Source organism: Mesorhizobium sp. M1307 (genome assembly GCF_040318155.1).
In the GTDB taxonomy this organism is placed as follows: Bacteria; Pseudomonadota; Alphaproteobacteria; order Rhizobiales; family Rhizobiaceae; genus Mesorhizobium.
In genome coordinates this window covers 93697-110239 of the sequence record NZ_JAMYLR010000004.1, presented here as the reverse complement: position 1 = coordinate 110239, position 16543 = coordinate 93697, and the positions used below count along the sequence as shown (strand labels likewise).

The 16543-nt window shown below is 63.2% G+C and carries 8 protein-coding genes and 1 tRNA gene; 4 read left to right on the top strand and 5 right to left on the bottom strand.

Features of this window, described 5'->3' with window-relative positions; all coding sequences use genetic code 11:
* Positions 1-166: 166 nt before the first annotated feature.
* Positions 167-1261 (top strand): branched-chain amino acid ABC transporter substrate-binding protein, encoded by a 1095-nt coding sequence (locus NKH16_RS07695; protein WP_352898908.1) that lies wholly within the window; start codon positions 167-169, stop codon positions 1259-1261.
* A gap of 42 nt (positions 1262-1303) precedes the next feature.
* Positions 1304-3808, top strand: coding sequence for an adenylate/guanylate cyclase domain-containing protein (locus NKH16_RS07690; protein ID WP_352681415.1), 2505 nt, complete (start codon positions 1304-1306; stop codon positions 3806-3808).
* Between the two features lie 232 nt (positions 3809-4040).
* On the opposite strand, the gene NKH16_RS07685 is transcribed toward NKH16_RS07690, so the two are convergent.
* The 3 genes from NKH16_RS07685 to NKH16_RS07675 form a co-directional block, all read right to left on the bottom strand.
* A complete protein-coding gene (locus NKH16_RS07685) occupies positions 4041-5540 on the bottom strand; it encodes a helicase HerA domain-containing protein (protein WP_352898904.1) in 1500 nt (499 codons plus the stop codon).
* Between the two features lie 150 nt (positions 5541-5690).
* On the bottom strand, positions 5691-7757 hold the full coding sequence (locus NKH16_RS07680; protein WP_352898902.1) for a PAS domain-containing hybrid sensor histidine kinase/response regulator: 2067 nt from the start codon (positions 7755-7757) through the stop codon (positions 5691-5693).
* 52 nt (positions 7758-7809) lie between these two features.
* Positions 7810-13521: a HAMP domain-containing protein gene (locus tag NKH16_RS07675; protein ID WP_352745886.1), complete on the bottom strand. Its 5712-nt coding sequence runs from the start codon at positions 13519-13521 to the stop codon at positions 7810-7812.
* A 287-nt stretch (positions 13522-13808) separates the two neighbouring features.
* Between NKH16_RS07675 and NKH16_RS07670 the strand changes: the two genes are divergently transcribed.
* Entirely contained in the window at positions 13809-14111 is a 303-nt protein-coding gene (locus NKH16_RS07670; protein ID WP_352835588.1) for a hypothetical protein, read from the top strand.
* A gap of 227 nt (positions 14112-14338) precedes the next feature.
* Here the strand turns inward: NKH16_RS07670 and NKH16_RS07665 are convergent.
* Both NKH16_RS07665 and NKH16_RS07660 read right to left on the bottom strand, forming a co-directional pair.
* Positions 14339-14414 (bottom strand) — tRNA-Ala (locus NKH16_RS07665).
* Between the two features lie 163 nt (positions 14415-14577).
* A complete protein-coding gene (locus NKH16_RS07660; RefSeq protein WP_023676282.1) occupies positions 14578-14967 on the bottom strand; it encodes a TIGR02300 family protein in 390 nt (129 codons plus the stop codon).
* A 194-nt stretch (positions 14968-15161) separates the two neighbouring features.
* On the opposite strand from NKH16_RS07660, the gene aroA reads away from it, so the two are divergent.
* Complete coding sequence (aroA, locus tag NKH16_RS07655) at positions 15162-16520, top strand: 3-phosphoshikimate 1-carboxyvinyltransferase (RefSeq protein ID WP_352898899.1); 1359 nt, start codon at positions 15162-15164, stop codon at positions 16518-16520.
* Positions 16521-16543: the final 23 nt, after the last annotated feature.

The window sequence follows — 16543 nt, the reverse complement described above, 5'->3', positions numbered from 1 at the left end:
CGCGATTCCGACCTCAGTGAACGAAGTTATGACACGCCATTCCAGTGTATGCTTGCTTCGCCAAATTGGGTGTGCGCTGCAATAGCAGCCCGAGACAGTCGCGCTTGCCGAAGGGGCTGTCGGCTTTGACGGGATTGGCGTAAGCTACAGTTAAGGGGGTGCACACATGCACCGCATCATCGCCATAGCGATCTTAGTTCTCGCGGCCGTGTTCAGTTCCGCGCAGGCGGAGGTGCTGATCGGCGTCTCGGCTGCGATGACGGGACGGCTCGCCTGGATCGGCGAGCAGGGACAGCGCGGCGCGGAGATGGCAGTGGCCGACGTCAACACGGCGGGCGGCGTGCTCGGCCAGAAGGTGAGGCTCATCTCGGTCGACGACTTCTGCGATCCCGAGCAAGCTGTGGCGGCCGCCAAGAAGCTGGTGGCTGACGGGGTCGTGCTCGTCGTCGGGCATTATTGCTCCGGAGCCTCGATCCCCGCATCAAAAGTGTACGAGGAGGCGGGCGTCGTTGAGATATCCCCAGGCTCGACCAATCCGCAGCTGACCGAACAGGGCCGTGCCAATGTCTTTCGCACCATTGGCCGCGACGACGCGCAAGGTTTCATCGCCGGCAACTACCTTGCCGATCGCTGGGGCAACAAGAAGATTGCGATCCTCCACGACAATTCGACCTATGGGAAGGGTCTCGCCGACGAGACCAGGAAGCAGCTGAACAAGCGGGGCGTGACTGAGGCCGTTTACGACGCATACATTCCCGGGAAGGACGACTATTCGGCCGAGATCGCTACGTTGCAGACCGCCGGCGTCTCCGCCTTATATGTGGGTGGGTATCATGCCGAGGTTGCGCTGATTGCTCGCGCTGCACACGACAGTGGCTACACGGTTCAGCTCATATCCGGAGATGCTTTGGCGACCGAGGAATTTGCCCTGATCGCCGGCCCCGCGGCGGAGGGGACCCTCTTCACGTTCCCGGCGGACCCGAGGCGAAGCCCCGAAGCGGCCGCGGTCGTTGAGCAGTTCCGTGCGGAGAATTTCGAACCCGCGGGCTACACGCTGTTGAGCTACTGCGCGGTCCAGGTTTGGGCCCAGGCAGTCTCGAAGGCAGGTTCGCTGGAGCAGAAGGCCATCATTGCGGCACTGCACGAACAGGAATTCGACACCGTCATCGGCCGGGTCGATTTCGACGACAAGGGCGACCTCACGAAGCAGAGTTGGGTTTGGTACGTCTGGCGCGGCGGAGAGTACGTGCCGGTTGAATAGGGTTCGCTGATCGCCGGCGTGCCGGCTGAGATGTCTAGTCTGATGCAGACCAGTGTGGCCGGACTGTTCCGACTCGCCGAGCTTGAACGCCTCGGCATACGCGGCCGGCTGTTGCTCGCCTTTTTCGGGATCAGCGCCCTTGCGGTGCTGGCAACCGCTGCGGCGCTTTATGCCTTCCTCCAGGTTGGCGACGTCGTGGACCGAATTACCACGGATCGAGTGCCGTCGGCGCTCGCCTCCCTCCAGCTGTCGCGCCAGGCCGAACGGGTCGCTGCTGCCGCGCCATCGGTGCTAGCAGCGACAAGCAGGGCTCAGCACAGCGAGGTCTCGGCTGCCGTCGCGCTCGAGATGTCCCGCCTCGAGGCCCTGCGCACGGACCTCCGGGATGCCACGTTGGGCACAGTGCCTTTGGCCGAGATCGAGGAAGCCGCGATTGTTCTGAGGCGCAACCTGAAGGAGCTCGACTCTCTTGTTGTCGCCCGGCTCGACGTGGTCGCCCGCAAGGAGGAGCTCCTGAACCGCCTCGCCGCGACGACGACCGGAAGCCAGCGCCTTGTGGCCACCGGCATCCTAGTAATGGATTCCAGGCTCCCGCAATGGAGGGCGGTCGCGGCCGACACGTCGCTGTCGCCCGATCGACGCGCAGCGGCGATGGCCGACCTGGTCCAGGCGATTGCGGCTTACATTCCCCAGCAGAAGGCGCAGCTGGAGATCTCGGCGGTCAACGACGCGCTGGTGAAGGTCGCGAACGCGCCGACGCCGGGCGACCTGGCGTTGATCCTTTTTCCGCTACGCCGTTCGCTCACTGCTCTTGAAAAGGTTTCCACGGAGATCGACGAAAAGCTGCGGACCCGCTTCCGGCAGCGTGTTGACGAGTTCAGGGGTTTGACCGACGGCGAGGACAGCATCCCCAAGGTGCGGGAGGACGAGTTTGCTGTCCTGGCACAGGGCGAAAGGCTTCTGGCCGAGAACAATCGACTGTCGCGCAATCTCACCGCTGGCGTCGATCGCCTGGTCGCCACGGCAGATCAGGAGATCGCTGCGTCCGGTCGCGAAGCCGCGCTCGTCCAGCGCTACGGCACCGCGGTTGTACTCGGCTCCGCCTTTCTCAGCCTCCTGAGTTCGGTTCTGGTTGTCTGGCTCTATGTCGACCGCAGCCTCCTCGCCCGACTGGGGGCCGTGAGCCAAGGCATGCTCGCGATTGCAGGGGGCAATCTTCGTGCGCCGCTGCCAGCCGCGGGCAGCGACGAAATCGGGCGCATGGCCGAAGCGCTGAGACTCTTCCGGGATACTGCTGTCGAGGTCGAGGAAAAGAACCTGCGCGACGTTGCGGAAGCTCGTCAGCGGCTCATCGATGCCATCGAAAGCATCTCCGAAGGATTCGCTCTGTACGACTGGGAGGACCGGCTCGTCCTCAGCAACAGCCGCTACCGCGAATTGCTCTACACCGGTCTGGAGAGCGAACTGACGCCCGGCACGACATTCGAGCAAATCATTCGCCGATCCGCTGAGCGCGGCTACATCAGGGACGCCGAGGGGCGGGTCGAGGAGTGGGTCGCCGAGCGCCTCTCGCGGCACCGCAACCCTGGCGAACCTTGGGTGCAGAGGCGAGGCGACGGGCGATGGGTCATGGTCAGCGAGCGGCGGATCAGCGCCGGCGGCACGGTCGCCGTCTATTCGGACATCACTGAGCTGAAGCAAAGGGAGGAGAATCTCGCCGAGAAATCCGTGGTTCTGGAGGCGCTTTCCAGCAAGCTGGCGAAGTATCTGGCGCCCCAGGTGTATCGCTCGATATTCACCGGCCGCCAGGAGGTCAGGATCGCCAGCCAGCGGAAGAAACTGACAATATGCTTCTCCGATATCGCCGGCTTTACCGAGACCACTGACAAAATGGAATCCGAGGATCTCACCCAACTCCTCAATCACTATCTGACGGAAATGTCGAAAATTGCTTCGGATCACGGGGCGACGATCGACAAATATGTCGGCGACGCGATCCTGATGTTTTTCGGCGATCCCGAGACTCGCGGCGTCAAGGAGGACGCGCTGGCTTGCGCGCAGATGGCACTTGCAATGCAAAAGCGGATTAGCGAGCTTGCCGAAGTCTGGCGGGACATGGGGATCGAAACACCGCTGCGCTGTCGCATCGGCATCCATACCGACTACTGCACCGTCGGTAACTTCGGCAGCGAGGACCGGATGGACTACACGATAATCGGCGGCGCCGTGAATCTCGCCTCGCGCCTGGAGCAGGAGGCGCCGCCGGGGGCCATCCTCATTTCCTACGAGACGTTTGCGCAAGTGAAGGACGCAATCGACTGTGAGGAACTGGGGCAAGTCCAGGTCAAGGGGATCGCCTATCCCGTCGCCACCTACCGCGTCATCGATCTGAAGGCCAATTTGGCGGCCGCTCGTCGTGCTGTTCGAACGGAGCTGCCGCACTTCAGGTTGGAACTTGAACCGGAGCTGATGTCCCCTGACGAGCGTGGCGATGCCGCCAATGCACTTCGAGACGCGCTGGATCGGCTTCGTCACAAGCCTGGGTAGTAGGGCTTGGTCCACAACGACCCCTCCCAATGGACACAAGGAGTGGGATGTGGGACGCCGCTCATTGGCGCTATCGATGCGAAGGCCGCAGAACGGTCGCGGTCAGTCTTCGAACTCGGGCGGAACGTCCGCATCGGAGCCGAGACTTAACATTCACGGCATCACTGGCAAGGTCCGGATATGGCGCTTTGCTGATGTTGAGTAACGTCAGTTTTGGCCTAAACCACCCCAATTAAACAGCCACCCTCCCCTGCACCACCTCCTCCGCATTGGGGTCGCCCGGTGCCGTCGCCCAGGCCAGTTCGACGAGTGTCACCGTCCGCCGGCCAACCCCATCCAGCTGGCAGACGATCAGGCCCTGTTCCTCGATATAGCTCAGCAGGCGCCGGGCGCGGCGTAGCGAGTGCGAGCCGTAGGCGCGAGCGATTGCCGCGTCGCTCGGGCAGGGCCATCCCTCCTTGGCGGCGCGAGCGATCATCATGAACACGCCTTGCATATCCTCGGGCAGCAGCGAGGCGCGCACCGAGACGTCCTGCCATGCGTCGTCGCCCGCCATGTCGGAGCCGAGGCCGGCACGGGCGCGCGTCAGCATGCGGCGGAACTCGGGCAGGTCCGGCACGACCGAGGCGAGGCCCTCGATGCGGCAGCGGACCACGAACTCCTGATAAAGCACGCCGATGACCCGGAAGCCGGCATCGGGTTGCGCCAGCACGGCGCGCAGCACCCGGTCGACGCGCTCGCGGCGCTCCGCCAAATCCTCGGCGCTGATCGGCGGCTCCACCGCTTCGGGGCGGATTTCCAGCGCCGCCGATTTCGCCGCCATCAGCTGGTCGAGCAGGTCCGGCGACGACCGGCGCTGCGGCCGGACGGTTTCGGGCGGCGGGGCCGCCAGGATGATCGCGCGCGCGTCCTCCAACGCCGATTCCGGCAGCGGCATCAGGCGCGGGGTCGCGTTGCGCGGACTTGTATCGGTCGGGCCGATCCGCAAGCCCAGCGGACGGCGCGACAGCGCCGGGCCGAGCGCCATGAATTGCCCGCGCTCGAGGTCGCGAAAAGCCTCCGCCTGGCGCCGCTCCATGCCGAGCAGGTCGGCGGCGCGCGCCATGTCGATATCGAGAAAGGTCCGGCCCATGAGGAAATTGGAAGCCTCGGCGGCGACGTTCTTGGCAAGCTTGGCCAGCCGCTGGGTGGCGATGATGCCGGCCAGCCCGCGTTTGCGGCCGCGGCACATCAAATTGGTCATGGCGCCGAGCGAGAGCTTGCGCGCCTCGTCGGAAACCTCGCCGGCGACAGCCGGCGCGAACAGCTGCGCTTCGTCAACCACCACCAGCATCCGGTACCAGTGGTCGCGGGCGACCTCGAAAAGCCCGCCGAGAAAGGCGGCGGCGCGCCGCATCTGGTTCTCGGCGTCGAGCCCCTCGAGATTGAGCACCGTGGAGACGCGGTGGATGCGCGCCCGCTCGCCGGCGCTCTGCAGGCCGCGCTCGGTATGCTCCTCGGCGTCGATCACCAGGTGGCCGAAACGGTCGCCCAGCGTCACGAAGTCGCCTTCGGGGTCGATGATGGTCTGCTGCACCCAGGGCGCGCTCTGCTCCAAGAGCCGGCGCAGCAGGTGGGACTTGCCGGAGCCCGAATTGCCCTGCACCAAAAGGCGGGTCGCCAGCAGCTCCTCGAGATCCAGCGCCGCCGGGGCGCCTGCGCTCGTCTGGCCCATCTCGATCGCAACGGTCATGTCTCGACTCTCCTTGCGGAGAGGGCTTATCAATCGCATCACAGCCCGTCGAGCGCGGCATGGCCGGCGCTCCGTGTTGCGCACAGGCTGGATGTCGCGGACGATCGAGGATACGGAACGTACCGTTTCGATTCGATGAGGCTTGTCTCCTCAGGTCGAAAACCGGTACCCGCCTTTCACCGGCTGGGCCCGCCTGGCTTTCTGCGAGCCGGCGCGCGCGGCCGCTGCAAGAATGCTCTCCACCAGATCCTTGTCGCGCAGCGGTTTGCCGAGCAGCGGCACGTCGGGGGGCCGGCCGGCGATCGCGTCGGCATCGGCATATCCGGTTATCATCACCGCCGGCCAATCGGCCCGCAGATTGCGGGCGAACCGAATGACCTCCAGGCCCGAGACGAGCGGCATGGCAAAATCGGTGACGATGACATCGAAATCGTACGGCGCGCGCTCGATCATCGCCAGCGCTTCGGCACCGCCCGCGGCACAGGTAACCGCAAAGCCGTGTTGGCGAAGCGATTGCGCCGTCAGTTCCCGCAGTACGTTGCTGTCGTCGATCAGCAGGACCGATGGATAGTCCTCGCTGGCATTCACGACGCTGTCGTCGGCATCGGATTTCTCGGGGATTTCGACCGGACGCTCGATTGAACGCGGCAGCCAGAGCTGGACGGATGTTCCACTGCCGACGGTGCTTTCAATGCGAAGCGTGCCGCCCGATTGCTTGACGAAACCATGCACCGTGCTCAGACCGAGGCCAGTGCCCTTGCCGACCGGTTTTGTGGTGAAGAACGGTTCGACGACCTTGGCGAGAATGTCAGCCGGTATGCCCGACCCGGTGTCCTTGACGGTGACCACGACATAGTCGCCCGCCGAAATATCCTCGGCTGCACGGCCTAGCGTTCGATTTTGCGCCTCCACGATTATCGTGCCGCCGGACGGCATGGCATCGCGCGCGTTGAAGACCAGGTTCATCAGCGCGAGCTCCAGCTGGCTGGCATCGACATGCGCCGGCCACACAGTGTCGTCGACAAGCCAATCGAAACGGATCAGGCCGCCCAGGACCGGGGCCACCAACCCGTTCATTGTATCGCCGAGCGCGGCGAGGCGCACGGCCCGCGGCCTCAGCGTCTGGCGGCGCGAGAAGGCAAGCATGCGGTTGACGAGCTCGGCGCCTTGTTTTGCCGACCGGCGTGTCAGTTCCAGAACCTGCCTGGTCTGTCCGTCGAACTCGGCATGGCGCTCGAGCAATCCCAATCCGCTGAGAATTGCGGCAAGCAGATTGTTGAAATCATGCGCCAGGCCGCCGGTAAGCTTGCCGATCGCGTCGAGGCGCTGCGACTGCAGCAGCTGGTCCTCAAGCTCGCGCCGCTCGGTAACGTCCAGCAATGTGCCGAGGATCTCGGGCTTCCGGCCGTCGGAGCCATTCGACAGGACGCCCTGGTCGAGAAAAATCCGGTAATTGCCGTCGGCGCATTGCCAGCGGAATTCGCAGGTGTAGGAGCCGGTGGCCTTGGCTGCGAGCAGGACCTCCCTCACTCTCGGCAGATCGTCGGGATGAACGCGGCTCAGGCCGAAGCCTGGATCGGCGGTCAGCCGTTCCGCAGGAAAGCCGGTCAGGCGTTCGACCCCTTCGGTGACAAAGCTGGCGCCGAACGGCGGCTCCGCCGCCCTTGCGTGGAAGCAGACCGGAAGAGAGCTCAAAATGGCATGCTGCCGCTCCTGTGCGCTGCGCAGCGCCCGCTCGGCCTCGAGCTTTTCCTTCTGCGCCTGCAGTGCCTGGGCCAGCAGCCGTTGCTCGGCAGCCGCCTTTTGCTGGATTTCGAGCGTCTTCTCATGAAGTTCGACGAACACGGCAACCTTGGAACGCAGCATGGCCGGGTCGAAAGGCTTGAACACGTAATCCACCGCGCCGGCGTCGTAGCCGCGCAGCATGTGCGCGTCTTCCTTGTTGATGGCGGTGAGAAAAATTATCGGCGTTCGCCTGGATTGCTCGCGCTGGCGGATCAATCCCGCGGTCTCGTAGCCATCCAGCCGGGGCATCAGCACGTCCAGCAGGATGACTGCGAAATCCTCCTTCAGCAGTGCGCGCAGCGCTTCTTCGCCCGACTGCACGCAGACGACTTCACCGATAGGGGCCAGAACCTCGCCGATCGCCAGCAGATTGCGCTCGTCGTCATCCACGGCCAGGATGCGCGCCTTTGCCGGCCCCGCTGCCGGCGCCATGACCTCCAGCTTCCTTGCTCCGTTTCTCGATAGCTTCTGCATCGAGCGGCCGTCAGTTCACTGCCATGAGCATCTTTTCCGGACCATGGACACGGGATCGCGAACGGCCGATCCAGACACGCAGCAATGCCAACAGCAGATCGAGGTCGACAGGCTTGGCGATGTAGTCGGAGGCGCCGGCATCGAGGCACTTCTGCCGGTCGCCCTTCATTGCCTTGGCTGTGACCGAGATCAACGGGATATGGGCGATCGCCGGCATGCTGCGGATCTGCCGCATCGTCTCGTAGCCATCCATTTCCGGCATCATGATATCGATCAGTGCCGCATCGATGTCCGGGCTCTGCTCCAGAAGCGCGATACCTTCCCGGCCGCGCTCCGCATGCAGCACCTGGATGTCATAGGTCTCGAGAACGCTGGTAAGCGAATAGATGTTGCGGATGTCGTCGTCGACGATGAGGACCTTTGCGCCGGCGAGGTCGAATTTGTCCGGCTGTTCGGCTGCCGCACCATCGTTTTCGTGGCCTCGCCCGGGGAGTGTTGCCGACATCAGGAGAGCCAGCTGCGCGAAATTCTCCGCCCGCGGAACATCCGCCAATGCCGGATGCAAGGCGAGCGACTGTTGCAGCGCTTCCGGATGAGGCGCAAAGAACAGCAGTCGCGACACCGACTGCCCGAACAGGATGGCAATCTCATCCAGCATCTGGGCGTTGTCCTTGGCCGAGCGGCCAAAGCCGAGCACAACGGCATCATAGTTGGCGATGCCGATTTCGTCCGCATTCGCCGCGACGCGGCCGATCGCCGTAACCGAGGTGACGCCGTCGCGGATCGCCTCGATCAGCGAAAGGCGGCGCTCGGGATCGGGATCGGCAATCAGGACGCGGCTCTGGACGCGGAGCTTTCTGGAATGAATATCCTGGAAGACCTTCATCAGTTCGTCCGACGATACGGGCTTGGTTGAAATGCTGGATGCACCCTTGCGGGCAAGCACCTCGATGTCTTCGGCGCCCGAGATGACATGAACGGGAATGTCCTTGGTTTTCGGGTCATGGCGAAGCAGATCGAACAACACCCAGCCGTCGATATCCGATAGTCCGAGATCGAGCGTAATCGCGTCGGGAACCAGCTTGCGTGCCAAAGCCAGCGTGCCGGAGCCCGCGGTCGACAGGACGCCTTTCAGCCCGGCCGAACGTGCAAGGCCGAGCAGCAAACCGCCGAAGGTCGGGTCGTCCTCGACGATCAGCACGACCCGATCTTCCGACGAGATCGTATCGCGGTCATCGAGCAATTCGGAGGACGGCGGGCTCGGCTGCGCTGTCGTCGCGGCCACCTCCATCGCCGGCAGCAACGCCGCTTGCGGGGCCAAGGCCATCCGGGGTCCGTCGAATGGAATGACCAGAGTGAACGTCGAACCCTTGCCCGGCGTGCTCTCGACCCGCAATTCGCCGCCGAGCAGCCGGGCAATCTCCCGGCTGATCGAGAGCCCAAGCCCGGTGCCGCCATATTTGCGGCTTGTGGTGCCGTCGGCCTGCTGGAAGGCCTCGAAAATCAGCTTCTGCTTGTCCTGCGGAATACCGATGCCGGTATCGGTGACCACGATCGCGAGCGCCTCCATCGGTTGCGCCGAAACGTTGTGACGGCCCGTCTTTTCGGCCCGGAAATTCAAGCGAACCTCGCCTTGCGAGGTGAACTTGAAGGCGTTCGACAAAAGGTTGAGCACGATCTGCTGCAATCGCTTCTCGTCGGTGCGGACGGTCTCCGGAAGCTCGGGATCGACGTTGATGGTGAAGCCAAGCCCCTTGTCGGTCGCCAGCTGCCGGAAGGTTCGCTCCATGTGCTGGCGAAGATGCACCACCGGCATGTCGTTGATGTCGATCGAGACGGTGCCCGATTCGATCTTCGACAGGTCGAGGATGTCGTTGATCAGGCTCAAAAGGTCGGTGCCGGCCGAATTGATGGTGCGCGCGAACTCGACCTGCTTGTCGTTGAGATTGCCCTGCTGGTTGGTTGCGAGCAGGTTTGAAAGGATGAGCAGCGAGTTCAGCGGCGTGCGCAGTTCGTGGCTCATATTGGCGAGGAATTCCGACTTGTATTTCGAGGTAAGCGCCAGCTGCTCGGCCTTCTCCTCCAGCGCCCGCCGCGCCATCTCGATTTCCAGGTTCTTGTTCTCCACCTGCTTCTTTTCGTTCTCGAGCAGCTGCGCCTTTTCCTGCAGCTCCTCGTTGGTGGCGTGCAGCTCTTCCTGCTTTTTGGTCAGCTCGGTCTGACGCGCCTGCAATTCCGAGGTCAGCAGTTGCGACTGCTTGAGCAGGCCTTCGGTGCGCATGGTGGCGGCGATGGTGTTGAGAACGATGCCGACGGATTCCATCAGCTGGTTGAGGAACGACTGGTGCGTGTCGCGGAATTCGCTGAACGAGGCGAGTTCGATGACGGCCTTCACCTCGTCCTCGAACAGAGCCGGAAGAATGATCACGTTCGCCGGCGCGGCATTGCCAAGGCCGGAGGTAACGCGCAGGAAATTCGGCGGCACATTGTCCAGCATGATGGCGCGCTTGTCGGCGGCACTCTGCCCGACAAGCCCTTCACGCAGATCGAGGCGTTGCTTGATTTCCGCCTTGCTTTCGGCGCCATAGGAGGCGGCGAGCTCCAGATAGAATTCATCCTCGTCGCGGTTGGTCACATAGAACACGCCATATTGCGCATTCACCAGCGGGGCGAGTTCGGACATGATGAGGCGCGAGATCGTGGCCAGGTCGCGCTCGCCCTGCAGCATGCGCGAGAAGCGGGCGAGATTGGTCTTCAGCCAGTCCTGCTCGGCATTCTTCAGCGTCTGGTCCTTCAAATTGCGGATCATCTCGTTGATGTTGTCTTTCAGCGCCGCCACCTCGCCGGAGGCCTGGACGCTGATCGAGCGGGTCAGATCGCCCTTGGTCACCGCCGTCGACACCTCGGCGATGGCGCGCACCTGAGTGGTCAGGTTGGCCGCGAGCTGATTGACGTTGTCGGTCAGGTCGCGCCAAAGGCCGGCAGCGCCGGGCACCCGGGCCTGGCCGCCGAGCTTGCCTTCGATGCCCACTTCGCGGGCGACGTTGGTCACCTGGTCGGCGAAGGTCGCCAGCGTCTCGATCATGCCGTTGATGGTGTCGGCGAGCGAGGCGATCTCGCCCTTGGCATCGACCGTCAGCTTGCGCTTGAGATTGCCTTGCGCGACCGCGGTCACGACATCGGCGATGCCGCGCACCTGGTTGGTCAGGTTCGTCGCCATCAGGTTGACGTTGTCGGTCAGGTCCTTCCAGGTACCGGCGACGCCCTCGACCCGCGCCTGGCCGCCGAGCTTGCCCTCGGTGCCGACCTCGCGGGCGACACGCGTCACTTCGCCGGCAAAGGAGTTCAGCTGGTCGACCATGGTGTTGATCGTCGATTTCAGCTCCAGGATCTCGCCCTTGACGTCGACGGTGATCTTCTTCGACAGGTCGCCGCGCGCCACAGCGGTGGTCACCTCGGCGATGTTGCGGACCTGGCCGGTCAGGTTCTCGGCCATTGAATTCACATTATCGGTCAGATCCTTCCAGGTGCCGGCAACGCCGCGCACCTGCGCCTGGCCGCCGAGCTTGCCTTCAGTGCCGACCTCGCGCGCAACGCGCGTCACCTCCGAGGCAAAGGAATTCAGCTGGTCGACCATCGTATTGATGGTGTCCTTGAGCTCGAGGATCTCGCCGCGCACATCGACCGTGATCTTCTTCGACAGGTCGCCCAGCGCCACCGCAGTCGTCACCTCGGCGATGTTGCGCACCTGGCCGGTGAGGTTGGCAGCCATCGCATTGACGTTGTCGGTCAAATCTTTCCAGGTGCCGGCAACGCCGCGCACCTGCGCCTGGCCGCCGAGCTTGCCGTCGGAACCGACTTCGCGCGCCACGCGCGTCACCTCGGAGGCGAAGGAATTCAGCTGGTCGACCATCGTGTTGATGACGTCCTTGATCTGCAGGATCTCGCCCAATGCATCGACGGTGATCTTCTGGGTCAGGTCGCCGGTCGCAATTGCCGTCGCCACCTTGGACACGTCGCGCAACTGCACTGTCAGATTGCCGGCCATGGCATTGACGTTGTCGGTCAGGTCCTTCCAGGTGCCGCCGACGCCCTCGACATGCGCCTGGCCGCCGAGCTTGCCTTCCGACCCCACTTCGCGCGCCACACGCGTCACTTCCGAGGCGAAGGAATTGAGCTGATCGACCATCGTGTTGACGGTGTCCTTGAGCTCGAGGATTTCGCCCTTGACGTCGACGGTGATTTTCTTCGACAGGTCGCCGCGGGCAACGGCGGTCGTCACCTCGGCGATATTGCGGACCTGGCCGGTCAGGTTGGCGGCCATCAGGTTGACGTTATCGGTCAGGTCCTTCCAGGTGCCGCCGACGCCCTTCACTTCGGCCTGGCCGCCGAGCTTGCCCTCGGTGCCGACCTCGCGGGCCACACGCGTCACTTCCGAAGCGAAGGAATTGAGCTGGTCGACCATCGTGTTGATGGTGTCCTTGAGCTCGAGGATTTCGCCCTGCACGGCGACAGTGATCTTCTTCGACAAGTCGCCCGAAGCGACGGCGGTCGTCACCTCGGCGATGTTGCGGACCTGGCCGGTCAGGTTCTCGGCCATCGAATTGACGTTGTCGGTCAGGTCCTTCCAGGTGCCGGCGACGCCGCGCACCTGCGCCTGGCCGCCGAGCTTGCCCTCGGTGCCGACCTCGCGGGCGACGCGCGTCACCTCGCCGGCAAATGAATTCAGCTGGTCGACCATGGTGTTGATAGTCGATTTCAGCTCGAGGATCTCGCCCTTGACGTCGACGGTGATCTTCTTCGACAGGTCGCCCAGCGCCACAGCCGTCGTCACCTCGGCTATATTGCGCACCTGGCCGGTCAGGTTCTCGGCCATCAGGTTGACGTTGTCGGTCAGGTCCTTCCAGGTGCCGCCGACACCTTCGACGCGCGCCTGGCCGCCGAGCTTGCCTTCTGTACCGACTTCGCGCGCGACGCGCGTCACTTCCGAGGCGAAGGAATTGAGCTGGTCGACCATCGTGTTGATGGTGTTCTTGAGTTCGAGGATTTCGCCTTTCACGTCGACGGTAATCTTCTTCGACAGGTCGCCGGAAGCGACGGCGGTCGTCACCTCGGCGATGTTGCGCACCTGCCCGGTCAGGTTCGTCGCCATCGCGTTGACGTTGTCGGTCAGGTCCTTCCAGGTCCCGGCCACACCTTTCACGCGGGCCTGGCCGCCGAGCTTGCCTTCGGTGCCGACCTCGCGCGCCACGCGCGTCACTTCCGAGGCGAAGGAGGCCAGTTGCCCGACCATGGTGTTGACTATCTTGCCGATGCGCAGAAACTCGCCGCGCAGCTGCCGGCCGTCGATTTCGACCATCATCGTCTGCGACAGGTCACCCTTGGCCACCGCGCCGATGACGCGCGCCACTTCGGCCGTCGGCTGAACCATGTCCTCGATCAGATCGTTGACGGAACGGACGCTCGATTCCCAGCTGCCGGTGGCGTTGCGGACACGGCCGCGTTCGCCGATCCGGCCATCCTTGCCGACGACCTTGCTGAGGCGCTCAAACTCGCGCGTGACCTGATCGTTGAGCTCGACGATTTCGTTGAAGGTGTCGGCGATCTCCGAATCGAGGCCAGAATAGATATTGTCGATGCGAACGGAGAAGTCACCGCTCCGAAAAGCCTTCAGCGCGTTCAGTATTTGACGGTGGTCCAATTGCCTTGTGGATGCAAGCACGCTCACAGCGCCCCTCCCAGCTCACGGATTTCTTAAATGTCCTGGTGAAACTGTCCCCTGCGGCCGACACAACTCCCCGCAAGCGCAAGAACGCGGCATGCTCGATTTGGTTCCAGACGAAATTGCCGCTATGCGGCAGGAATTTCGCAGCCGCATTCACGAAACGACGAGCAACAAAGATCCATAATGATTGTATCGATCAATATTTCTGCCCAACGGAACATCTCGAAAAAACTCTCGTTGGTATAGATCGCGATAGAGCGATGCAACTCGATGGAGACACTAAGATGATGAAAATTCTCTCTGCATCCCTACTTGCTATCGGCCTGGCCACATCTGCCATGGCACAATCCATGGGCTCCGGGACCGGTAACGACCCCAATACCGGCGTCAACACAGGCACTTCCGGCGGCAACACCGGGACTGGCAGCGCAACTACCCCGAACACGATCGATCCGAACGCAACGAGCGCCACCACGCCGCAGACAAACGGTATGGAGGACCGCTGTAAGGATACGGCGAGCAGCGATACCGACAACAATACCCCCAGCGGCGCCATGACGTCGGATATGCAGAACTGCAACAAGTAACGGCGTTTTGCTCAGCCGTCATTTCAGCCCGCTGCCTGGTCCAGACCGGTGCTCGCGGTTCAAACCACAGCCAGAAACATGCACAGACCGGGCACGGGCTCATTACTTCTGAATGGATCGGCGAGCCCAAGTAGAGCGGCCGATTACACTAGTCTCAGCTGGGTTCTGCGATAGGCGGCGGGCCAGCCCGGACGGGCGGGCGTTCTGCTGATTTTCGCGGAGAGAACTGGTGGAGCCAATCGGAATCGAACCGACGACCTCTTGAATGCCATTCAAGCGCTCTCCCAACTGAGCTATGGCCCCACTCCGGCAGTTCACCGGCGCCGTTTCCGGCGAAGAGATCCGGCGCGGGTTCTAGACCGCGCCGTTAGTGAAGGCGGCTTCTAACCCCGCCTTCAGTCAATATCAAGCCTTCAAGAACCGCTTTTTCTAGGCAGCGCCGCGAAAGCCGGCGAATGCGGTTCGCTCAGACTTCGTCGTCGTCTTCGCCGACGCCGATCATGTCGGCAACGTCGTCGTCTTCTTCCTCCTCGTCGGCGAGGAACGTGTCATCCTCGTCATCGCCAAGGTCAACGTCGTCTTCGTCATCGCCGAGATCGGGAAGCTCGTCGGCCTTCGCGTCCTCGTCCGCCTCTTCGAGCGAGACGACCTCGACGCCCTCTTCCTCCTCGGCGTCCACTTCCTTCTCGGCAACTTCCTCTTCCTCCTCGAGGGCGGCGATCTTGCCTTCTTCGAAATAGGAGCGCGGATAGCTCTTGCCCGTGTAAGGCGAGACGATCGGGTCCTTGTTCAAGTCATAGAATTTTCGACCCGTCTCCGGGTCGATGCGTTTGGTGCCAAGTTCGGGTTTTGCCACAGCAAGCCTCGTCGATGAAAGTTTGGTCCCCTTAACCAGAGTTTACGGCGCTGTCAAAGCGAAAAGCCGGCGTCCCAAAAAGCTTGAATTCGAAGGCCTTCATACCAAGGGGATGACCATTTCGGTACGCCATGATAGGAGACCCCGCAAACCAGCAGAAAATGGCCGGCCGCCGGCGTTTCCAGGAAAGAACCATGTCGCACACTGCCGCCCCGAAGCAGGCCACCGCCCGCAAATCATCTGGCCTTTCAGGCGCGGCACGGGTGCCGGGCGACAAGTCGATCTCGCACCGCTCGTTCATGTTCGGTGGCCTGGCCTCCGGCGAAACCCGTATCACCGGGCTGCTGGAAGGCGAGGACGTGATGCGTACGGGCGCTGCCATGAAGGCCATGGGAGCCCATATCGAGAAGCATGGCGCTGAGTGGGTGATCCGCGGTACCGGCAACGGCGCGCTGCTGCAGCCGGAAGGCCCGCTCGATTTCGGCAATGCCGGCACGGGCTCACGCCTCACCATGGGCCTGGTCGGCACCTATGACATGGAAACCACCTTCATCGGCGACGCCTCGCTGTCGGGCCGGCCGATGGGCCGGGTGCTCGAACCGCTCCGCCAGATGGGCGTGCAGGTGCTGAAGGCGACGCCCGGCGACCGCATGCCGATCACGCTGCACGGGCCCAAGCACGCCGCGCCGATCACCTACCGCGTGCCGATGGCATCGGCACAGGTCAAGTCGGCGGTGCTGCTGGCTGGGCTGAACACGCCGGGCATTACCACCGTCATCGAGCCGGTTATGACGCGCGACCACACCGAAAAGATGCTCAAGGGGTTCGGCGCCAATCTGTCGGTCGAGACCGACGAGCGCGGCGTGCGCCACATTTTCATCGAAGGCCAGGGCAAGCTCATGGGGCAGACGATCGCGGTGCCTGGCGACCCCTCCTCGGCCGGCTTTCCGCTGGTGGCGGCGCTGATCGTGCCGGGCTCGGACATTACAATCGAAAACGTGCTGATGAACCCGACCCGCACTGGACTTCTGTTGACGCTGCAGGAAATGGGCGCCTGGATCGACATAATCGATCCGCGCAACGAAGGTGGCGAGGACGTCGCCGACCTGCGCGTACGCTATTCCGAACTGAAAGGCGTCACCGTGCCGCCCGAACGGGCGCCGACGATGATCGACGAGTATCCGGTGCTTGCCGTGGCGGCGAGCTTTGCCGAGGGCGAAACGCTGATGCTTGGCCTGGAAGAGCTGCGCGTGAAGGAATCCGACCGGCTGTCGGCGGTGGCCGAAGGGCTGAAGCTCAACGGCGTCGATTGCAGCGAAGGCGAGGCCTCGCTTGTCGTGCGCGGAAAGCCCGGCGGCAAGGGCCTCGGCCAACACCCCAACGGACAGGGCACCATCGTCCAGACCCATCTCGACCACCGCATCGCCATGAGTTTTCTGGTTATGGGGCTGGCAACGGAAAAGCCCGTGACCATCGACGACCAGGCGATGATCGCAACGAGCTTTCCGGAGTTCATGGGGCTGATGAAGGGGCTCGGTGCGGAGATCGAATAGCTTGATAGCAATCAATAGCCTTG